Source organism: Herpetosiphon gulosus, assembly GCF_039545135.1.
Classification (GTDB): domain Bacteria; phylum Chloroflexota; class Chloroflexia; order Chloroflexales; family Herpetosiphonaceae; genus Herpetosiphon; species Herpetosiphon gulosus.
Map to the genome: position 1 here is coordinate 66275 of NZ_BAABRU010000020.1, position 21724 is coordinate 87998.

Below are 21724 nucleotides of genomic sequence, written 5' to 3' on the forward strand. Positions count from 1 at the left end.
AGAAAGGTTTCAGCGTTATGGTTCGCGTCCAGGTTGATAGCATACGCTTTAGTCTACTCACACAACAACGGATTGTTGTCCTGCGGGAACTTAACAGCCGTCGCTATGTGACAATCTGGATCGGCCCGTTTGAAGCCGATGCAATTGCACTAGCCGTCCAAGGCCACGAGCCACCACGCCCAATGACCCACGATTTACTCTTGGCAACTGTCAAAGCACTAGGCGGCACGATTCGCGAAGTTGTGGTTAGCGATTTTCGTGATAGCACCTTCTTTGCTCGCTTAGTTGTCGATAATAATGGTCAAGCCATCGAGCTTGATTCACGTTCGAGCGATGCCATCGCCTTGGCAGTTCGCGCTGAAGCTCCCATTTTTGTGGCCGACCATGTAATGGATGAATTGGGCCATATGATGGACGACCAAGACGAAAGCGAAGATATTCCGACAACATCGGTTTCGCAGGCAGAGCCAGAGGCCGCCCCAACCACCGATGAAGAAGAGCTTTCGATCTTTCGTAAATTCATCGATTCAATTGATCCCGAATCGGATCAATAGCTCGCCCGTAGCCCGCTCCTTTGGCCTCAACTGATGCTTCAGTTGGGGCTTTTTCTAGCCAAATTTGGGGCTTGGATTGTCCACATGTTTCCACAACTATCCACAGGCCCATCAGCCGATCATGCTATCCAGAGGTTTTCCACCGAGTTATCAGCAGCTTTTCCACATATCGTCCACGCAGTAGATCTACTATATCTAGGGCCATGCAACTGAAATCTATCCTAGATTTAGCGTTATCCCCGTTTATTCGCTAGTTATCCCCAAAGTTATCCACAAAATGGGGATAACTAGCCTTTTGGTGTGGAAAACTCGCGGTCATGTGGACAAACATGGGGAAAGCATGTGCGCCGATCGTGCACAACAATCCACAACATGCGCTAATCCCCAAACCCATGGGGAACATGGGGAAACTCTTCCACGATCTATCCCGATCAATCATGCGCCATTACAAGAGCATGAAACGCGATCTTTCCACAAATCCACATGCTCTACTGTTAACGTCTATTTCATGATCCTAATTAAATAATATATTGGGGATATCCCCAATGCTGCGCATTGGATTTAAGCCGATTGGGAAAAGACGAAACTAAACGTTCAAAAAAACTAAATCTTGCCAAGCTAAAAATAAATTTACAGCTTTATCTATGTATTTAGATGTTTATTTGCCTGTTTATTCTCTGTGTAAATGCTTTTTAAAGTATGCTAGGATGTAAGCAGCCATTTCTAGTGAAGACGGAGCCTTGTTATGTCTGATGAGCAGCGAGCCACGATTCGGATTTTGTTAGCCGAAGACAACGAACTAGTGGCCTTGACCATGGAAGAATATTTGACCGATTTGGGCTTTCAGGTGGTCGGAGTTGCCCGCACCGGAACCCAAGCGTTGGAGCTGGCACGCCAATTAGAGCCAGATATGGCGATTCTTGATGTTAAGTTGCCCGAATTGGAAGGCACCGAGGTTGCCGCACGGCTTTATGCTGAGCGTCCGATGCCAATTGTGATGGTAACCGCTTTTACCGACCGCGACACCATTCGCAAGGCTGAACGGGCTGGGGCACTGGGCTATTTGGTCAAACCTGTTACGATGGAAGCATTGACTCCAGCGATTGATATTGCCTTAGCTCGCTTTGCCGAAATTCGCGCGTTGCGCCAAGAAGTCGATGCTTTACATGAATCGCTGGAAGCTCGTAAATTGATCGAGCGAGCCAAAGGGATTTTGATGCAGCGCTTGAATATTAGCGAACACGATGCCTACGAACGTTTGCGCCATCGAGCACGCGAAAAACGGGTCAAGCTCAAAGACATTGCCCAGACGATCATCGATGCTGAAGCCTTGCTCTCATAATTGCCCCAGCATCCTCGTTTGTTTGCTTTTGGTCTTTTTGGGTTATTGCCGAGCTAAACGAAGCGCCCTTGTTGGATTGCCGACAAGAGCGCTTCAAGCGTTAAGCAAGTACTACGACATTGGGGTTGTGAGGGTGAATTTTGACCTGCACTGTATCGCCCGCATCAGGCGCTTTGAGCAGCTCGAGGAATGGATAGATTTTGAGTGTAGTTTGTTCGAGGCGTAACTCTAGCTCAAACTCAAAAATGCGTCGGCCATAGGTTCCGCGTAGCCAGCCAGTTGGGGTGGCACTCACAACCAGCGCCTGCCGAATGTGACCATTGAGTTTGGCTTCGCGTTCGGCTGGCGGGCTGTATAAGTGCATGCCATGGCGAATTGCCTTAGCGATCAAGCCGCCAATTAATATGATCAACAGCGTAATTGTCAATCCGAGCGAAAATCCAGCTACTTGGGCTGCCCCAATTGCTGGAATAAACAATGAGATGGCTAGCCCCAACAACACTGCATCAACCCATAAGCCGCGTAGGCGTTTGGCAACAGGCATGAATCTTGTTCCTCTATCGTTTCAAATTTGCTTCATTGGGCTAGTTTAGTTGATTTTGGTTCGTTGGTTCACGCTGACTATTGACAAAAGTGGCCTTTTTTGTCAATAGTCGTTTACTATTGAGTGATTCGCACAATAACGTTTTCACTCAATTCAGCTTATGGGCATTGGCGGTTGAGTGCTTGATCGAGCGCTGCGGGGCTTGCTTGCAGCGTTTGTAACGTCAGACTCTGGATTTTCCACGGCTGATCTGGCTCGGTGTTGTTACGATGCAAGGTGACACAGCCCGCTTGCACTTGCAATTGACCAGCTTGATCGTTGGTTAGCCACACCAGATTGGTCGAATAATATAGATTGCCAGCTCCAGCATCGCTCAGACCCTGCGGGTTGATCAACACTTGGATAAATTGGTTTGGATCAAACTGCTGGCTCCAAGTTGCCAAATCACTAGCTGGTTGTGCGTGCCAATAATTCCATGCTTGGGCATAATTGGCTTGGTTCAAGGTATAAATATACAGAGCTAACGTTTGTTCGGGAGTTTGAACTCTAGCGGGCGACTCGATCACTGGGCAAATTTGGCCAACCCTTTGGCTCATAGTTTGTAAATCGTTGGTCAGCTCAAATTGGCTGTTGCGAATGTGCCAAGGCTCATCTGGCCCGTTAATGTTGACCCGATGTAATTCGTAGCAGCCCACAAAATATTGCCAACCTGCTTGGCGATCATAGGCAATCAAGCCAGCGACAACCCGCGTGTTTTGGTTGCCAGCACCAACATCAATCACAAAATGGGGATCGATCAATACCTTGACGCTGAGCGTTTGCTCATAGCCTTGCTCAAATTGATCAAACGGCATTGGTGCGACTTCAAAATAGCCATAGGCGCGTTGGTAATCGGCGCGATTGACCGCATTGTAAAAGCTCGCCAACAAACTCAGCGGATCTTGGCGATCATCGAATGCTGGGAGATTGAATGGGCTGGGTGGAGCGGAATTATCCTCACTGACTGCGGTTTGGCTGATTGCTGGAGTTGAAGTTGGTTGCTCGGGGTTGGCTGCTGGAATGCTAGCGGTTGGTTGTTCGGGCAATGGTTGTATCGTAGTTGGGCTGCTATTGCTGCAAGCGCTGAGCAATGTAAGGCCCAAAATAAGCATTAGACGTGTATAACGGTGCACGATGGCCTCCTTTCATCGTGCAGTATACGCCGCCTATGATCGGTTTGGGGTGACATCGCTCTGATGGGTTGCTGATAATTAGGCCTCGTTCAAGCGCATAATAATTTCGCCATCTTCGACCTCGCCAGTTGCTTCAAAGCCCACTTTTTGATAGAGCTTTTCGGCTACGACGTTGCCTGGCACATAACTCAGCCGAATTTCGGTGCGATAGGCTTTATGCTTGAGATGATCAATCACCGCCAAAAGTGCTGGCTTGGAATAGCCCTTGCCTTGGTGCTCAGCCCCAATCATAAAGCGAATAATCCAATCGTGGCCAGTTTCAGTGTCGCGGCCCATCATCACAAAGCCAACCAAATCGCTATCGGCATAAATCGCGCGTGGCTCCCAATCAGGGTGCACATAGGCCTCGGCTACCGAAAACATATTTTGCGCCACAAATTGAGTTTGATCATCGCGAACCTTGAGTTTGAGCACAGGCCGTAAGTTTTCCTCAGTAATTGGTTCTAAACGAATCGTTGCCATAGTAAAACCTCTGTTTAGAAAAGTATGAAGGATGAATTATGAGGGATGACAAGGTGTCAGGGTTTAATGCAGAGGGTGATAGGGGTCAGGGGCTAGGGGTCAGGTGACAGCATAGGACAATCATTTGGGATTGTGTGTTCTGGCTCCTGATCTCTGACCCCTGACCCCTTGTCATTGGTTAAAAAAGGTCTAGCCCTTGAACTCTAACCCCTGACTCCTTACATAAAACAAACCAGCGATGAAGGTAACAACACCTTCATCGCTGGTTTGTTGCTAGCGCTTAGTCGCCGCCGAGCAAGTTGCCAATGATGTTGCCACCACTGCTTCCGCCACCACTCGAGGGCATGTATTCGGCCAATTTCTTGGCGACATTCATGACTGGCATTGTTTGCAGCCAAACTTTGCCAGGGCCGCGCAGGGTTGCTAGGAACAAGCCTTCGCCGCCGAAGAGAATGTTCTTGAAGCCGCGCACCATTTCAATATCGAACTGAACGCTTGGCTCATACATTGCCACGTGACCAGTATCGACCTTCATCATTTGGCCTGGTTGCAAGTAGTATTCAACGACTTCGCCATCAAGCTCAGCAAAAACCACGCCGGGGCCAGTTGCCCGTTGCATGATAAAGCCTTCGCCACCAAACAGGCCTGCCCCCAATTTACGGCGGAAGTGAATATCAAGCTGAACCGACTTTTCGGCACACATAAACGAATCTTTTTGCATGATGATTTCTTGGCCGGGGGCGAGGTGCAATGGCACAATCTTGCCAGGCATTTCGCTGGCAAAACCAATCAAACCAGTGCCGCCTGCAACCGTGAAATCAACGATGAACAACGATTCGCCTGAGAAGGCGCGTTTGAACATCTTGCCGATGCCGCCGCCAGAATTCGTGTTCATCTCAACGTTGCCGCTCATCCACGACATGCCGCCGCTTTCCGAGAAGATCATCTGGCCTGGATCAAGCTCGATGATCGCTGCTTGGAGCACAGTACCAATAATTTTGTAGCGCAAACCAGTGGTCATGCCACGGCCACTCAAGGCAACTGGTGGTTCGGGCAAATCGAGCGGGCGGCCTGGCTCGCTGGCCATGGTGTATGCGCCTGCTGGAGCGCCGTAGTTTGGTTGGGGTGGTGGTGGATAGCCACCTTGGGGCTGCTGTGGTGGGTAACCGCCTTGGGGCTGATTGGGAATGGGTTGGCCGGTTTGGGGATCAAATTTAGGTCGATAATCGTTATCAGACATCACACGCTCCTCAAATGCTAGCACAAACATGTGCAACATACTTGGTAATTGCATTGTACAACTGTCGTCTAGTACGCCCGTGCTTGGCCAAATGTTGCTAGGGCTGGTGGTTGCGCTTAATGATGCTATGCGTTATGATGGTAGCGCGTTTCTACCTTTGGGGATGGGCCAAACAGGCTATCCCAATGGTCTCCACCGACACACAAGGAGTTTCCAGCATGCGGCGTTTTGGAGCGATTCTGGCCTTTTTAATTGGCGCAGTTGTGGGTTTAGTTGGCGGCGCGGCCTTGCTAGCCTATGCCTATCAAGTGGCGGGTTTGTATCCCCCCGACGATGCCACGATTAAATTCATTGCCCAAGAACGGGGCTGGTTCGACCCGAACACTGAGGAAACACCTGCATCCTAAGACCCACCCTGTTCGCCCTGTTGCCTCACCGAATGTTTTGCTTGTCCGCTGTTGAGGAGGTATCATCGTGGATACGCCATGGACAACACACTACGAGCCAACGGTCAAGCCCTCATTGCAATACTCCACTGAGCCGTTGATTTCGTTATTGGATACCGCCGTTGCCAATTATCCCAATCAGGTGGCTACAAACTTTGTACTGAAATATGTACTTGGTGGTCGGGTGGCAATTGGTGGTTCGCTCACCTATCGGCAATTGAAGGAAGCGGTTGATCGGTTTGCCACAGCCTTGCATGGCTTGGGTGTTCGCAAGGGTGATCGCTTTGCGATTATGCTGCCCAACACGCCCCAGTTTGTGATTGGCTTTTTTGCTGCGCTGCGTTTAGGGGCCACGGTTGTTAATATCAACCCAACCTACTCGCCTCGCGAACTCAAACATCAATTAGCCGACTCTGGTGCTGAGACGATTTTTGTACTTAGCCCGTTCTACCCCAAAGTCCAAGAAATTTTGGCTGAAACACCGCTCAAACGGGTGATCGTGACCTATGTTCACGATGTTTTATCCTTTCCTCAAAGTATCTTGGTACGCCGTACCCAGCAAAAAGATCCAAGCTGGGTTGAGATTACGCCTGATCGCACGACCTTGTTGTTTAGCACGTTGTTGGCTGAGTATCCACCTGCCCCGCCCAAAGTTGTAATCGATGGCCATGATGTGGCGCTGTTTCAATATACTGGCGGCACGACTGGCGCTCCCAAAGCAGCAATGCTAACCCACTACAACATTCTGGCTAATACCAGCCAATTGTTGAATTGGATGAATGGTCTCAAGCCTGGCCAAGAGCGCGTGATGTGTGCAATTCCGTTTTTCCATGTCTATGGGATGACGGTCGGCATGTGCTTTGCGGTGGCAATTGGTGCAGAAATGATCATCATTCCCAACCCGCGCCCGGTTGATGGTGTGCTCGAAGCCTTGCACAACGAACGGGCAACGATCTTCCCAGGCGTGCCAGCGCTCTACATTGGGATTATCAATCACAAAGATATTGATAAATACAATTTGCGCTCAATCAAGGCCTGTATTAGTGGCTCGGCGGCCTTGCCAATGGAAGTTCAAGAGAAATTTGGTGAATTAACCGGCGGACGTTTGGTCGAAGGCTATGGCCTGACCGAAGCGGCTCCAGTTACGCACTGTAACCCGGTTTTTGGTACTCGCAAATCTGGCTCGATCGGCGTGCCAATGCCCGATGTTGAAGTGCAAATTTTGGATCTTGAGACCGAAGAACCACTGCCAATTGGCTCGGAACGCGAAGGCGAACTGCTGATTCGTGCGCCACAAATTATGAAGGGCTATTGGGGTCGTGATGACGAAACCGCCAAGGTGTTGACCGAAGATGGTTGGCTACGCACTGGTGATATTGTCAAAACCGACGGCGATGGCTATTTCTATGTGGTTGATCGCAAGAAAGACTTAATTATCGCTTCGGGCTATAATATTGTGCCACGTGAAGTCGAGGAAGTGCTGTTTATGCACCCAGCCGTGCTTGAAGCGGCGGTGGCAGGCATTCCCGATACCTACCGTGGTGAAACAGTTAAGGCCTTTGTGGTGCTCAAGCCCGATACGTCTGCCACAGCCAAAGAAATTCGCGATTTTTGCAAGGAAAATCTCGCACCATATAAAGTTCCGACCCAAGTCGAATTTATTGAGGAATTGCCCAAAACCCAAGTTGGCAAAGTGCTGCGGCGGGTGTTGGTCGAGATGGAAAAGCAAAAACAAGCTGAGCAAATCCAGCAGGAGGCAAGTTAGGCCAAACCTAACGTTGGGATATGCGTTCTCGCCATGAAGTTGCCGTGGTGCAATGCCCTGCTTGTGGGGCGCAATTCGATGCGCCCCTGTGGCTGATTCTCGATGCTGAGGAGCAGCCTGGTTTAGTGCAACAGTTATTTGATGGTCGTTTGCGCGAAACTCAATGCCCCTATTGTGATGCGTTTGGTTCGTTAACTGCACCATTGTTGTATCATGATGCTCGTTATGAGCAATTGATTTTAGCTTTGCCATTATCGGTTGCCAGCGCTAGCGAGGCTGAAGCTTTGGCCCAGCAATTGGTTGGCTTGTTGCATAGCCGATTGGCGCTCGAAACGCTGGATCAAGCCGAGTATTTGGGCCATGTCCAGCTTGCGGCAGATCTTGACGATTTGCAGTTAATGCTGATCCATGCGAGTTATCGTCGCGAGTTAATTGCGCTGATGGCGACGATGGAATGGCCAGCGCAGCAGCTGGCAACAATCGATCAGTTTGAAACCTTGCTGCAAAGCCATGATCGCGACCATCACCAAGCATTTTGGCAAAGCTTAACTGCTACCCAACAATCTGACTTAACGTTGCTGTTTGATCGCTTAGCCGCCGTTGTGCCAATAGACAGTGGGCTTAGCGATTTTTTGCGTCGATTAATACCCTAGCGAGAGCCATGCATGCCAATTTCGTATAGCCAACCATATGAGCTTGTTTGCCCAACCTGCCAAACCCCGTTTGTGGCCGAGGCTTGGTTGATTGTTGATGCCGAGGAACGCCCTGATTTGGTGCAGGCGATTCGTGCTGTAAGCTTGCACGACACCCGCTGCCCAGGTTGTGGCCAAACTGGGGTTGTGCCTGCGCCTATTTTGCTGCATGATCGGCGGGCTAAGGCGGTACTATTTGGGGTTCCTTATGGTATGCCCGAAGCCGAATGGAATGAATTGGCTCAAGGCTTGCTGTGGATGTTGATTGGGGCATTACCACGCGAAAATCAATTGCCCTATCTTGGTAATGTGCAAGCTGAGGCTGGGGTGGCGGGCGTGGCTGAAGCCTTAGATCAACTGAATTACACGCCGCAATCAGCAATTGAAGCGATTGGCGATGCGCTTGGCTCGGAAGATTCGGATAGTTTGCCGCCCTTAGCTGAAGCGATTATGCGTATGCTGGCTGCCGATACTCCCGAAGCATTGCAAGCAGTGTTGCATGAATATCCCTTTTTGCTTGATGAGGCGATGGACGAGGGCTTGGCCGGCTTGGCCGAAGCAGCGGTTGATGCAGGCGAATTTGAAATTAGCCAAGCCTTTGAACGAGCCAGAATTACTCTGATTCAGCTGCGCCAAACACTTGATCAATCGAGCCAAACCCAAGCTAACACCAAACCAGCGGTGGCGGCCCAAGCGAGTGCTCCGCCGCCAGCCAATTGGCACAGCATTCGGCGGGCGGTTTTGGCATGTGAGGATGCTGGCGAACTGCTGGCTTTACGGGCCGAATATCCCATTTTGGCAAGCGCTGATGCCGATGCGTGGCTGGCCGAGGAGCAACAAGCCTTGCGCGATGTTGGGGATTTAGGTGCAGCGCAGTTAATTGGTGAGGCGCGAGCGGTCTTGCGCGGTGAACGCTAGATTTAGAATGTAGAACTAGAGGTCAGGGGCTAGGGACTAGGGGCCAGGAATCAAGAATAACAGCAGGCAAAATTCCAGAACATAGAATAGAGGCTAGGGGTTAGGAATCAAGAATTAAAATACTAGATGGGACTGTCGTCATTTGTGTACTTCATGGTTTTAACTTCTGACCCCTAACCCCTGACTACTGATCCCTCGATAAAAGGAGCCAACTATGCAAGAATTTTTTGAGTTTCGTTTACTGCCACGGGTGTTGTATAAATCGGGCTTGGTTGCCGAAATGGGAGCTGAATTAAGCTCGCTGGGCGCAACCAAGGCCTTCATTGTGACCGATGCTGGTTTAGTCAAGTCGGGCTTGGTTGAGCACGTTCAACAAGCGTTGGCCGAGACGGTCGAAGTTGTCGGTGTCTACAGCGATGTGCCGCCGAATTCCTCGGTGACCGTGGTTGAGGCGGCTGCGGCTCAAGCTCGCGAATCGGGCGCTGATCTGTTGGTGGCGCTTGGTGGTGGTTCGCCAATTGATACCGCCAAAGCCATGCGCATTTTGATTACCGAGGGCGGTAATTTGCTCGATTACGAAGGGATCAACATCCTCGAACGGCGCTTAATTCCGATGGTGGCAATTCCTACGACCGCTGGCACTGGCTCGGAGGCGAGCAACTTTGCTGTGATCAAAGATGAAGCCAATAATGTTAAGCTCTCGTTTACTAGCCCATATCTTGCGCCAGAGTTAGCGATTCTCGATCCGCAAGTAACCCAAAGTTTGCCTGCGCATTTGGCTGCTGCAACGGGTATGGATACGCTGACCCATGCCTTTGAAACCTATGTCTCAACCGAATCTGAGCCAATGAGCGATGCCTTGGCTTTGGGCGCGGTCGAGATTGTTTCAAATTATCTGCGTGACGCGACTCACCATGGCCCGACCAACGAAGAAGCTCGCGGCCAGATGTTGATTGCCTCGTGTATGGCGGGGATTGCCTTTACCAACGCATATTTGGGTGCGGTGCATGCCTTGGCTCACGCTACAGGTGGCCATTTCCCCTTGCATCATGGCTTGCTCAACTCGATTTTCCTACCACATGTTGTCGCCTTCAATGCTAGCACCGTGCCCGATCGCTATGCTCGGCTCGCGCGGGCCTTTGGAATCAACACTGGTGGTCGGCCACGCGAAGAGGTGATCGACGATTTGATTGCCGGTTTGCGCCAGTTGGCCAGCGATTGCGGATTGATTACTCAGCTACGCGATTTGGGTATTCCCGAAGATGCTTTGCCCATGTTGGCTGAACAGGCTTTTGGCGATGGGGCGATTTATCATAACCCAGTTGCGCCAACCGTTGACGATTTACTGGGGATTTTGCAAGCAGCATGGTAGTTGATACGATGACGATCTTCAGCCAGCGTCGCCAGTGGTTGACGCTGGTTACGTTATTAATTGGGCTTTTAATTGGTTTGGGCGTTGTCTCCAATCGCCAATGGCAAGTGCCGTTGAATCTGGGCTTAGAAGAGGGCATCAACAATGATGCCCCATTTGTGGTTGGCTTTAATGCTGGCGAACAATTGCCTGATCGTTCAGCTCGCTACCGTTGGTCAACCCTGAATGCTCAATTACGCTTCCCGAATGTGCCGCAACGCCACTACTGGCTCGATTTGCCCCAACTTACGGGCAATCCAGCCAGCCTCATCATGGGAACGAGCCAATTTACCAACACCGCCGGACGGGTTTTGCATGTGCTGTTGCCTGCCGATGCCGCTGGCAAAGTGGCAATTACGGTTGCTCAGCCAGTGGTGAGCGATGATCCACGTGAACTGGGGGCAGCGTTTAGTGGTGGGCAATTAAGCAGCAGTGGTTGGGCTTGGCCTGCCCTTTATCCAACCCTAGCTTGGCTATTTTTGCTGACGACGCTTGGTTTGAGCATTACTTGGCTTGGTGGTTCGAGTCTTGAAGTTGGCTCGGCAGTTGGCCTGACTGGCTTGGGAATTGTGGCCGCTACCTGGTTTGCACCATTACGGGCAAGTTATGCAGCACCAGCAATCGTTCAAACAACGCTTTATGGTTTGGCTGCACTGGTGCTGTTGCGCTGGGTCTTGCCACCAATCTTGCAGCGCTTGGGATTAACGATCAGTCGCGATGTCTTGCGTTGGCTGATTTTGGCAACGGTGCTGGTCTGGTCGCTCAAATTGGGCGGGCGCTTGCTGCTCGAACATATGCCAGGCGATATTGGCTTTCATCGCAACCGGATTCATGCTACCAACCTTGGCGATTTGTTTCGGCCATCGCGCCATCGCGGCATCGATTTTCCCTATCCGCCAGTGTTGTACGCATTGTTACAGCCACTGACCCTGACTGGGATTTCAGCCGATTGGTTGTTGCAATTAACTGCGGCAGCCTGTGAAGCCTTGGCGATTCCAGTGCTATTTTGCTTGGGCTGGCGCACAACTGGTTCAAGTCGTGGAGCGCTGATCGGCGCGATTATCTATGGCCTCGTGCCTGCGGGCTTTATGACTAACGCTTGGTCATTTGATTCGCACATTTTTAGCCAATTTGTGGCCTTGCTACTGGCAACATTTATGGTTTGGACGTGGCAACACTGGCATGAGCGGCGTAACTGGCTGTGGATTACACTCGGGTTGAGTACGATTGCGCTCGGCCATTTTGGCTTTTATCTCAATACTGGCTTGATGGGTGGGTTGCTGATGCTCTGGCTCTGGTGGCGCGGCCCACGTTCCCAAGGTTCGGCGCTATTCACTAGCTTGATCATAACTCAAGTGATTGTTTGGGCCTTGTATTACTCAAGCTTTATTGGGCTGTTTTTGCAGCAAGGCCAATCGTTTGCCGAAGGTGGCATGAACGCAGTTAATCAGCGCGAAGCTGTGCCACGGCTGCAATTACTGTGGGATATGATCTATCTTGGGTTTTGGCGACACTATGGTTTGCTGCCTGTCCTAATTGCACCATTTGGTTGGTGGCTCAGTCGCAAAGATCGTGGCTTGCAATTGGTGGCTGGGGCGACGTTCGTTGTTAGTTTGATCTTGGCGGCCTTTCCAATTATCAATGGCTCGACCATCACCACCCGTTGGTTGATGTTTAGCGCTTGGGCAATTGCTTTGATGACCGGAATTGCCCTCGATTGGTTGTGGCAACGCACGCGCTGGGGTCGCTGGCCTGCAATTCTGATTACCAGCGGTTGCGCAATTTTTGGCATGATCATCTGGTTTGCGGCGATGATCTATAAAATTCGCCCACCGGAACCGTTTTAACAAGGATGAGGGATGAGGGATGAGGGATGAAAAAGGTAGAAACTAGGGATCAAGGGCTAGATAAAACGCATAGGCGCAGAGAGGATTTAGGTCTCAGGGGCCAGTGATCAGTGGGTAAGGTTGATGATTGGGCTGGGTAATTCAAATCTGGCCCCTCGTCCCTGAATCCTGATCCCTCGTCCCTGCCTGCTCTTCGTGGTTAAAAGCTCTATCCTTATGTTCTTTGCTCTATGTTCTTTGCTCGACGTAAACTATGTTGAAGATTGAACTATTTGGCGATAGCGCCTTGTTGATTACCGCTCCGCAGCCTACCCAATTAGGGTTGGTGTTGCGGAATGCCTGCTTGTTTGGGGTGATTGATGTGGTTGCTGGTTTGGAAACAGTTACTGTTTTATTTGATTTGCGGTTGACCAATGCTCGCCAAGTGCGGCGGCAAATCCAGCGACTTCAATTGAGCCAACAAACTTTGCCAACTCCGAGCATCCATCGGATTCCAATTCGCTACGATGGGGTTGATTTAGCTGAGGTTGCTGAACGTTGTCAATTAACGATTAATCAAGTGATCGAGTTGCATTCAAGCGCCGAATATCGGGTGGCAATGGTCGGGTTTTTGCCAGGCTTTCCCTATCTTGATGGCTTGCCTGTGGCTTTACATTTACCTCGACGTACAACTCCCCGCGCTAAAGTTGCCGCTGGCTCAGTGGCGATTGCCAACGATCAGACGGGTATTTATCCCCAAAGCTCGCCTGGTGGCTGGCATATACTTGGCACAACCCCGCTACGATTGTTTGACTCACGGGCCGATCCGCCAGCGCTGTTGAACGCAGGCGATTTGGTTTATTTTGATCCCAATTAAGATAACGATGAAGGATGAATTATGAGGGATGAATATAAAAACAATGACAGAGAACGATGAAATCGATCTTCGTGCGCTTCGTGTCCTTCGTGGTTAAAATTTTTCTTCTCTGCTGCCTATGTTCTTTGCTCTATGCTCTATGTTCCCCAAATCTGCTATACTCGCGCATAACACAGGTGGTCAGTAGCTCCAAGGAGGTAGCCTCATGGCTGAAGCAGTGTTAATTGATGCCGTTCGCACGCCGATTGGTCGCCAACAAGGCAGCCTACGCGATGTGCGCCCCGATGTTTTATATGCCCATGTGCTCAACACTTTAATCGAACGCACTGGGATTGATCCAAACCTGATTGAAGATGTGGTTACTGGTTGTGTGACCAATACTGGTGAGCAAGGCGCAAATATTGGCCGCTTGGGCGTGATGCTCTCTAATTTGCCAATTACAGTTCCCGCAGTAACCCTCAACCGAATGTGTGGCTCAGCCCAACAGGCGATTCATTTCGCGGCGCAGGCAATTGCCGCAGGCGATGCGCACTACGCGATCGCTGGCGGGGTTGAATCGATGAGCCGTGTGCCGATGTTTAGTGATGTGACTGGCAATTTTGCCACATTCAATCCTGCGATCAACGAAAAATACCAACTGGTGCATCAAGGCGAATCAGCCGAACTGATCGCCGACAAATATCAATTATCACGCACCGAGCTTGATGATTGGAGCTTTGAGAGCCATCAACGCGCCGCCGCCGCAACCAAGGCTGGTTGGTTCAGCAGCCAACTCGCGCCAATTGTTGGCAGCGATAAAACCGGTAATCCCCACGAATTAATCTACGATGAAGGCATTCGCTTCGAGGCTGATCGGGCCAAGATGGGCACGCTCAAAACGGTGTTTCGTACCGATGGCGTGGTCACTGCCGCCAATGCCAGCCAAATTTCCGATGGCGCAGCGGTGGTATTAATTGGTGAGCGCGAACAAGCCCTCGCCGATGGCTTCAAGCCCCGTGCCAAATTCCGTGCGCGGGTGGTTGCCGCTGGCGATCCGCGCATGCAGTTACTCGAAGTGATTCCTGCGACGCATAAAGCCTTGGCCAAGGCTGGCTTGAGCATCAACGATCTTGATCTGGTCGAAATCAACGAGGCTTTTGCTTCGGTGGTGTTGGCATGGTTGCGTGAATTTAAGCTTGATCCTAGCCGCGTGAATCCTAACGGCGGCGCGATTGCCCATGGTCACCCATTAGGCGCAACTGGTGCAGTATTGATGAGCAAAATGCTCAACGAACTCGAACGTCGTGATGCCCAATTTGGCCTGCAAGTGATGTGTATCGGCCACGGTCAAGCGACTGCCACAATTATTGAACGGGTATAACATAGGGTAGGGGGCAGGGTCTAGGGGCTAGGGAGCAGCGCATAGAATATAGCGAATTGAGGTTTTTAGCATAGCAACATAATCAAAGAAATCTGCGTAATCTGTGGCTAAAACAGCTCTTCGCGGTTAATCCTAGCCCCTGATCCCTAGCTCCTAGACCCTTAGCTAATAAGGACCAACAATGGAAATTCAAAGTTTGAGTGTGGTGGTAACTGGTGGAGCTTCGGGCTTGGGCGGCGCAACCGTGCGCCGCTTGCATAGTGCTGGAGCCAAGGTTGTGATTGCTGATCGCAATGTTGAGGTTGGCGAGGCGCTTGCTAAAGAATTAGGCTCAAATGCTCGATTTGTAGCGTGTGATGTAACCGATGAAACGTCACTGGCTGCTGCATTTGATCAAGCGATTGCCACCAATGGGTGTTTGCAAGCGGTGATTAGCTGTGCAGGCGTTGGCAGTGCCGAGAAAATTCTGGGCCGCAATGGTGTGCATAGCCTTGAACTTTTCAATCGGGTGCTCCAAGTTAACTTAAATGGAGTGTTTAATGCCTTGCGTTTGGGTGCTGAACGCATGAGCCAAAATGAGCCAAATGCCGCTGGCGAACGCGGTGTCATTATCAACACCGCCTCGATTGCTGCCTTCGATGGCCAAGTTGGTCAAGTCGCCTATAGTGCCTCGAAAGGGGCAATTGTTGGGCTAACCCTGCCTGCTGCCCGCGAATTGGCACGGCATGGCATTCGGGTGATGACGATTGCCCCAGGCACATTTGACACGCCGTTGTTGGCAGGTTTGCCCGAACCGGCCCGCCAAACCCTGGCCGCGCAAGTGCCCTTCCCGCCACGTTTGGGCGATCCGGCGGAGTTCGCAATGCTGGCCCAGCATATTCTCGAAAATCCCATGTTAAATGGTGAGACTATTCGTTTGGATGGGGCATTACGCATGGGCTATAAGTAAGCATTCGGCTTGGGCAGTGGTACAATCAGCCACTGCCTTGGTTTTTTAGGAGCATGGTGATGAGCGGGATGCAATTATTTTTAACTGCCTTGATTTTGGCAGGCAATGTGTTGTGGTGGTTGCGTGGCGTTCGTTTAACCGAAGATTGGTTTTTTGGTCAATGGCTGAGCCAGCGCTGGCAGGTTGAACTTCGGCGCAGCGAACGCTTCAAAGGCAAAACATGGGAAATTCATCCAAATGATGTTAACAAAATCAGTGCTGGCAAACGTACAGCCTTTCAAGTTATCCAAAGCGTCTTTCCATTAATCAGCGCGATTCCCACGATTTTCTCGATCTTTTTAATTACTTGGGTCGCGGCGATGTTTGGTCAATAAACGTAGCAACCTGAGCACTGGTATAATGCAGCCTGATTGGCCGCAGCAATGGGAGTATCTATCGTGCGGATTGGGATTAGTGGCACATTTTGGGCTGAACCAATGGTGGGCAGCGGCCAGTATTTACATCATTTAATTGAACATTTGCCGCATGTAGGCCCACAGCACGAATATGTGCTTTTTTTGCCAGCCTATACCCAAGCCGAAATTCCCCAAATTCCGCATATTGCGGTCGATCGCGTGCCTACCCCGTTTGATAAGCTGCATCCTAAATTAGCCAAACTTTGGTATGAGCAAATTGAGTTACCACGCGCCGCCTTGCGCTTAGCCGTTGATTTGTTGCATGTGCCCTATTATGCGCCGCCCCGTCGTCAATTAGTGCCGACAGTGGTAACAGTCCACGATATTATTCCATTAATTTTGCCTGAATATCGTGGCTCGTTGGCGATGCGAGCCTATACTGCCCTAGCGACAAGTGCTGTGCGCCGTTGTCGTCAATTAGTGGCGGTCTCTGACCATACCCGCGATGATATTATTGATGTGTTGAAAGTCAATGCATTACACGTACACACAATCTACGAAGGCGTTGCACCTGATTATCAACCGCAGACAGATGAACAGATTAGCCAAACCTTGCAACGCTTTAATCTTAATCAGCCCTATTTTTATTATATTGGCGGCTTTGATGTACGCAAAAATCTTACCACGCTATTACGGGCATTTGGGCGTGTACGTCGCCGAATTGAGCAACCGATTAAATTAGTGATTGCTGGAAGCCGTCCTAAGGCCAATTCGCCATTTTTTCCTGCTTTGGAAACCACCATTCTTGATGAAGATTTAGCTGCCGATATTATTTTCACTGGGCGCGTAACCAATGCTGAAAACGCCGCGCTATTTGCGGGAGCTAGTGCATTTGTTTGGCCTTCAACCTATGAAGGTTTTGGCTTGCCACCATTAGAAGCGATGAGTTGTGGTACACCAGTGATTTCTTCGAATACCAGCAGCATGCCCGAAATTGTTGGCGAGGCTGGAATTTTGCTGCCGCCACACGATACCGAGGCTTGGGCTATGGCAATGTTGCGCATGTTAAATGATGCTGAATTAAATAACGAATATCGCCAACGTGGTTTGCAACGAGCAAGCCAATTTAATTGGCAACACTTTGCGACTCAGATGCTTAAGGTTTATGAGAAAGCCTAGGGTTTGATCAGATTTGGATGCTTCAGATGGCCTAAATCCTTTAAATTGGCGCATTTTAAACCTCAATCGTTGCCAAAAAGCTTAAATTCTTAGTTAATTAAAATTAATAAAGATTTGAAAAATGGTAAAAAAGAGCTTAAATTTTCAACTAAATTATGGTCAACTTTGTGCCTAACATCACATAATGATTAGAGTTTTCTCATCCATTTTCAAGAAAATATGTGCTAATTTGATGAAGAAAACGCTGATTTAAGGCTTTACTATGGCCTAAAAGTACTATCTGATAAATATCTGAAAAGCTTAAGCCAGTAGTCTGAAAAATAGCTGAGATTTGCAAACATGGCACAAATATGTTAACTTCGCTCTCGGCATTGCACGATGCATAAACGTTAATTATTTAATTGTCGGTGCGATATCATTAAGGCGCATTCGATAATAGGGAGGTTACAGCTGCATGCAAGATGCTAAGTCCTCGAATGATCTGGTCCAAGAAGATCATGATCTACAAGACTTCCAGCAGCGGGCTGTGAACAACGAAAATTCGCTTTTACGAACGACCAGTTTACGCCAGCGCGTTAACGCCCGTTCTGTTTCTGCACTTCGTGCGGTTCCATCGTACCTGCGCAAAGCTCCACGGCGCTACCTACTCCATCTCATGGTGCTTTCGCTCTTACCAGTTGGTTTAGTTGTCAACAAAGATGCTACTAAACCTCAGGTAGATACTGCACTCTTAGTCAGCGCATCGCCAACTGCTGAACGCCAAGTTCGGCCAGCACTCGGCTTGATGACCATGACCCACCGCAACGAACCAGCTCCGTTGACGGCTCTGAATGATTCAGAAGCTACGCCTGATCCAGGTGTTGGCGATGGGCCAATTAGCAGTCCCGATTTCGATGATTCGTTGGTGATTCCAGTAGGCCGCCCAGTCAACAATACTCCGAACTATCCCGAATCAGTAGTAAACGGCGATATTGCCAACTTGCGCAATGGCCCAAGCACTGAATTCGATCGCCTAGATAAATTAGATTCTGGCACCAAGGTAACCGTTTTGGCACGCCACGCCGATTGGGTGCAAGTACGCACCGAGGGCGGCCAAGAAGGTTGGCTCGCCGCTGATTTGCTTGATTTAGAGCAATCGGTAATCGATGCCTTGCCTGATGCCCAAAATATTCCAACCCCACCACCAGCCAAAGTGGGCAAAATCACCCAAGATAATTTGAACTTGCGTGACGGCCCTGGCACTGACTACATCAGCATGAAAAAGCTGGGGATTGATAGCCAAGTTTCGTTATTGGCCCGCTATCAAGGCTGGTATCAAATTGAAACTGGCGAAGGCAATGTGGGTTGGGTTTCAGCCGAATTCTTGAATCTTGAAGCTGGTGTTGCCGAACGCATCGCCGAAGCTGAATCGATTCCATCAGCCAACCCTGATTTGGTTGGTTGGGCAACTGATGAAGGCGTAAACTTGCGCTCTGGCCCAAGCACCAAATTCGATTCATTGGGCAAGCTGAGCAAAGGTGCTGAATTAACCTTATTGGCTCGTTACAAAGAATGGGTCAAGGTTCAAACTGCCAAAGGCACCAAAGGCTGGATCTCACAAGATTTAGTTGATGTCAGCAACTTTGTGTTCCGACGTGTACCATTCACGACCAATGTGCCTTCATTGCCAGTTGCACCAGCTGCCCCCAAAAAGAGCACCCCTAGCCAACCAGCTGGTGGCGGTGGCGGCGGTGGTGGCACTGCTAGCGGCGACGTTGCTTCGATGGCTTGGGCCTATGTTGGCTACAATTATCGCTGGGGTGGCGAAAGCCCAAGCAGTGGCTTCGATTGCAGCGGCTTGACCAAGTATTTGTATCGTCAAGTTGGGGTCAGCTTGCCCCACAGCGCCGCTGGCCAATATAGCAGCGCTTATGGCACCTTCATCGGAAGCATGAGCAACTTGCAACCAGGCGACCTGTTGTTCTATGCTGGCACTGCTGGCCCTGGCATCACCCACGTAGGCATCTACGTTGGCGGCGGTGTGATGGTCAATGCGATGACTCCCGCTTCGGGCGTTGGTGCAGTCAGCATCTATAGCAGCTACTGGCTCAATCACTATTACGGCGCGTTGCGGCCTTATCGCTAGTCGCTGTTTCATACAATAACTCAATGCAAGAAGCGTTCCACAAATTGTGGGACGCTTCTTTTGTTTTTTGGCTTAATCTCGGCTACTATAATCGCGCGTAAGGCTATTTCATAGTGGGGAGGATAACCCTATGCGAATTCGGACGATGCTTATGCTGGTGTTGGTGTTGGCGCTGATCGGTGTAGTTGGCTATGCATTTTTATCACCATCGCTCGGTTTTGACGGAATCATGGCTCAACCAACCTCAACGATTAAGCCAGGTATGACGGTACTCCAAGCAATCAAACGCCAGGCCAAGCTCTCAACGCTCTCAATGAATTTCTCTAAAGACACCACGATTATTCGTGAGCATGGAATTTTGGGGGCTTGCACCGAAGAAATTACCTATTTGGGCTATTTCAATGTGCAGGCGGGGATTGATTTGAGCAAAATTAGCGAAGAACGTCTGATTGTGAGCAATGATGGCTACCCTGACCAAGCCACCGTCGAAATCGTTTTGCCCGATGCTGAATTGCTGAGCAACGAGCTTGATACCCAAAACAGCCGAATTATTGCCCAAGATACGCCCAAATGGCTGCCTGGCTGTTCACATGAAATTGCCGACATGACGGTGGAAGCCCAAAACACCTTGCGCGAACAAGTGCGCCAAGATGCGCTCGAAAAAGGCATTCTCTCGCAATCGCAGCAACAAGCTAGTGAAGAACTTGGGCGTTTGTTAACTGATGTTGGCTATAAAAATATTACGATTCGCGCCTCGAATGGCTCCGTGCTCTACACAACCAAGTCGCAATAAACCAAGTATGAGGGTTATGGTATGGATTGGAATTTGTGGTCGGAACAAGCGCAGGATTTTGCGATTCGGGTGCTGCCACGAGTTTTAGCGGCAATTGTGGTGCTCTTGACGTTGCGCTATGGCATTCGGCTGGCCAATGGCGCAACCAACCGCGTATTAAAACGAGTGGAATTACCCAGCGAAGCCGAAAACCTAATTTTACGCTTAGTACGAATTTTGGTGATTGTCGCCGGTTTGGTGATTGTGCTGCTGGTCATGGGCTGGGGCCAACTGGCGCTTTCGTTTGTAGCAGGCTTGGGTGTAAGTGGCTTGATCATTGGTTTTGCCTTGCAAGACATCACCAAAAACTTAGCCGCTGGGATTTTGTTGCTGTTCCAGCGCCCGTTTCGGGTGGGCGACCGCATTTTAGTTGGCAATGATGAGGGCACGGTGACCGATATTGCGGTGCGAGCCACGACCATGCGCACTGCCGATGGTCGCGAAGTGATGGTGCCGAATGCTACGATTTACACCGGCACTATTACCAATTTGACGCGCTATGTGCAGCGTCGCCATAGCGTTGAACTGACCCTCAAACGCGATGTCGATTTTGCCCCAGTGGTGCAGGGCTTAGCTGAATTGGCTCGGACAACCGAGCATGTGTTGGAAAAACCTGCTGCCGAAGTGCTAATCACCGCCGTCAAAGCTGATGGCTTGATTGTCGAAACCCGTTTTTGGTTGCCATCCAAAGGTGTAGATAGCAACGTAGTACGCTCGAATTTGGCTGGTCGCTTGCGAGCTAAAGCATTGGCTGAGGATTGGCTGGCATGATCATCGATCTCAACGCCGATTTGGGCGAAGGTAGCGATTTTGATGCTGAATTAATGCCGCTGCTTTCGTCGTGCAATATTGCTTGTGGCGGCCATGCTGGCGACGAAGCAAGCATGCGAACTGCCTTGCAATTGGCTCAGCAACACGATGTTTGTATCGGGGCACACCCAAGCTACCCTGATCGGGCGCAGTTTGGGCGAGTGGTGATTGAACTTGAACCAAGCCAACTGCAGGCTAGCTTAACCGCGCAAATTACGCAGTTACAACGTTTGGCGACTGAGCAAGGGACTAAGGTACGCTATGTTAAACCCCATGGAGCTTTATATAATCAGGCTGCGATTGATTCCGATTTAGCCCAACTGCTGATTGCGACGATCCAAAACATCGACCCAAGCCTTGGATTGATGGGTTTGGCGGGTAGCTCGTTGCTCGAACAAGCGGCAGCGGCAGGCTTGCAGACAATCGCCGAAGGCTTTATCGACCGAGCTTACGAAATTGATGGTCGCTTGCGGTCGCGCAGCTTGGCTGGAGCTGTGCACCATGAGCCGAATGTGGCACTCCAACAGGCTTTAGCGCTTGCCAAAGGCATGCCATTTCCAAGTTATACTAAACTACCAATTCGGTTAACCGTGCAAAGTTTGTGTTTGCATAGCGATACCCCGCAAGCACTGGCTTTTGCCCAAGCTGTTCGTACTGCGCTAGTAGCTGAAGCTATTACGATTCAGGCGGCCTGCTGACGCGCCATATGGTCGCTAACTTGCGATGGCGGGTTGGCTATGCTAGACTCGATATAGCACAATCCAG

Annotated in this window: 21 protein-coding genes; 17 read left to right on the forward strand and 4 right to left on the reverse strand. The window is 50.3% G+C overall.

Going from position 1 to position 21724, the window contains the following annotated elements; all coding sequences use genetic code 11:
- The first annotated feature begins 17 nt into the window (after positions 1-17).
- Positions 18-554, forward strand: a complete 537-nt coding sequence (locus tag ABEB26_RS21755) for a bifunctional nuclease family protein (RefSeq protein ID WP_012191882.1) — start codon at positions 18-20, stop codon at positions 552-554.
- A gap of 745 nt (positions 555-1299) precedes the next feature.
- Entirely contained in the window at positions 1300-1896 is a 597-nt protein-coding gene (locus ABEB26_RS21760; protein ID WP_012191881.1) for an ANTAR domain-containing response regulator, read from the forward strand.
- Positions 1897-1996: 100 nt separating this feature from the next.
- Here the strand turns inward: ABEB26_RS21760 and ABEB26_RS21765 are convergent, their stop codons facing one another.
- The 4 genes from ABEB26_RS21765 to ABEB26_RS21780 form a co-directional block, all read right to left on the reverse strand.
- The gene (locus tag ABEB26_RS21765; RefSeq protein ID WP_345724189.1) at positions 1997-2440 is read right to left on the reverse strand and encodes a hypothetical protein; all 444 of its coding nucleotides are present in this window, start codon (positions 2438-2440) and stop codon (positions 1997-1999) included.
- Between the two features lie 158 nt (positions 2441-2598).
- Positions 2599-3612, reverse strand: coding sequence for a hypothetical protein (locus ABEB26_RS21770; protein ID WP_345724191.1), 1014 nt, complete (start codon positions 3610-3612; stop codon positions 2599-2601).
- 78 nt (positions 3613-3690) lie between these two features.
- Positions 3691-4134 carry a GNAT family N-acetyltransferase gene (locus ABEB26_RS21775; RefSeq protein WP_345724192.1) on the reverse strand — a complete coding sequence of 148 codons (444 nt, stop codon included), beginning with the start codon at positions 4132-4134 and terminating at the stop codon, positions 3691-3693.
- A gap of 280 nt (positions 4135-4414) precedes the next feature.
- On the reverse strand, positions 4415-5221 hold the full coding sequence (locus ABEB26_RS21780) for a TIGR00266 family protein (RefSeq protein ID WP_345724217.1): 807 nt from the start codon (positions 5219-5221) through the stop codon (positions 4415-4417).
- 371 nt (positions 5222-5592) lie between these two features.
- Between ABEB26_RS21780 and ABEB26_RS21785 the strand changes: the two genes are divergently transcribed.
- The 15 genes from ABEB26_RS21785 to pxpA all read left to right on the forward strand — a co-directional run bounded on the left by ABEB26_RS21785 (position 5593) and on the right by pxpA (position 21657).
- The gene (locus tag ABEB26_RS21785) at positions 5593-5781 is read left to right on the forward strand and encodes a hypothetical protein (protein WP_012191876.1); all 189 of its coding nucleotides are present in this window, start codon (positions 5593-5595) and stop codon (positions 5779-5781) included.
- Positions 5782-5848: 67 nt separating this feature from the next.
- Positions 5849-7585, forward strand: coding sequence for a long-chain-fatty-acid--CoA ligase (locus ABEB26_RS21790; RefSeq protein ID WP_345724193.1), 1737 nt, complete (start codon positions 5849-5851; stop codon positions 7583-7585).
- Positions 7586-7605: 20 nt separating this feature from the next.
- Positions 7606-8238, forward strand: coding sequence for a CpXC domain-containing protein (locus tag ABEB26_RS21795; RefSeq protein WP_345724195.1), 633 nt, complete (start codon positions 7606-7608; stop codon positions 8236-8238).
- Positions 8239-8250: 12 nt separating this feature from the next.
- Entirely contained in the window at positions 8251-9195 is a 945-nt protein-coding gene (locus ABEB26_RS21800) for a CpXC domain-containing protein (protein WP_345724196.1), read from the forward strand.
- A gap of 214 nt (positions 9196-9409) precedes the next feature.
- The gene (locus ABEB26_RS21805) at positions 9410-10567 is read left to right on the forward strand and encodes an iron-containing alcohol dehydrogenase (protein WP_345724197.1); all 1158 of its coding nucleotides are present in this window, start codon (positions 9410-9412) and stop codon (positions 10565-10567) included.
- Complete coding sequence (locus tag ABEB26_RS21810) at positions 10561-12453, forward strand: hypothetical protein (protein ID WP_345724198.1); 1893 nt, start codon at positions 10561-10563, stop codon at positions 12451-12453. Before ABEB26_RS21805 ends, ABEB26_RS21810 begins: the two co-directional genes overlap by 7 nt.
- A gap of 253 nt (positions 12454-12706) precedes the next feature.
- Complete coding sequence (gene pxpB / locus ABEB26_RS21815) at positions 12707-13309, forward strand: 5-oxoprolinase subunit PxpB (protein ID WP_345724199.1); 603 nt, start codon at positions 12707-12709, stop codon at positions 13307-13309.
- A 205-nt stretch (positions 13310-13514) separates the two neighbouring features.
- Positions 13515-14669, forward strand: a complete 1155-nt coding sequence (locus ABEB26_RS21820; protein WP_345724200.1) for a thiolase family protein — start codon at positions 13515-13517, stop codon at positions 14667-14669.
- Positions 14670-14850: 181 nt separating this feature from the next.
- Complete coding sequence (locus ABEB26_RS21825) at positions 14851-15618, forward strand: 3-hydroxyacyl-CoA dehydrogenase (protein WP_345724201.1); 768 nt, start codon at positions 14851-14853, stop codon at positions 15616-15618.
- 59 nt (positions 15619-15677) lie between these two features.
- A complete protein-coding gene (locus ABEB26_RS21830; protein ID WP_345724202.1) occupies positions 15678-15992 on the forward strand; it encodes a hypothetical protein in 315 nt (104 codons plus the stop codon).
- 63 nt (positions 15993-16055) lie between these two features.
- The gene (locus tag ABEB26_RS21835; protein WP_345724203.1) at positions 16056-17192 is read left to right on the forward strand and encodes a glycosyltransferase family 4 protein; all 1137 of its coding nucleotides are present in this window, start codon (positions 16056-16058) and stop codon (positions 17190-17192) included.
- A gap of 454 nt (positions 17193-17646) precedes the next feature.
- On the forward strand, positions 17647-19317 hold the full coding sequence (locus ABEB26_RS21840) for a C40 family peptidase (protein WP_345724205.1): 1671 nt from the start codon (positions 17647-17649) through the stop codon (positions 19315-19317).
- A 130-nt stretch (positions 19318-19447) separates the two neighbouring features.
- Entirely contained in the window at positions 19448-20110 is a 663-nt protein-coding gene (locus ABEB26_RS21845) for a DUF4230 domain-containing protein (RefSeq protein WP_345724206.1), read from the forward strand.
- A gap of 21 nt (positions 20111-20131) precedes the next feature.
- On the forward strand, positions 20132-20920 hold the full coding sequence (locus ABEB26_RS21850; RefSeq protein WP_345724207.1) for a mechanosensitive ion channel family protein: 789 nt from the start codon (positions 20132-20134) through the stop codon (positions 20918-20920).
- Complete coding sequence (gene pxpA, locus ABEB26_RS21855; protein ID WP_345724208.1) at positions 20917-21657, forward strand: 5-oxoprolinase subunit PxpA; 741 nt, start codon at positions 20917-20919, stop codon at positions 21655-21657. The genes ABEB26_RS21850 and pxpA overlap by 4 nt, the downstream gene beginning before the upstream one ends.
- Positions 21658-21724: the final 67 nt, after the last annotated feature.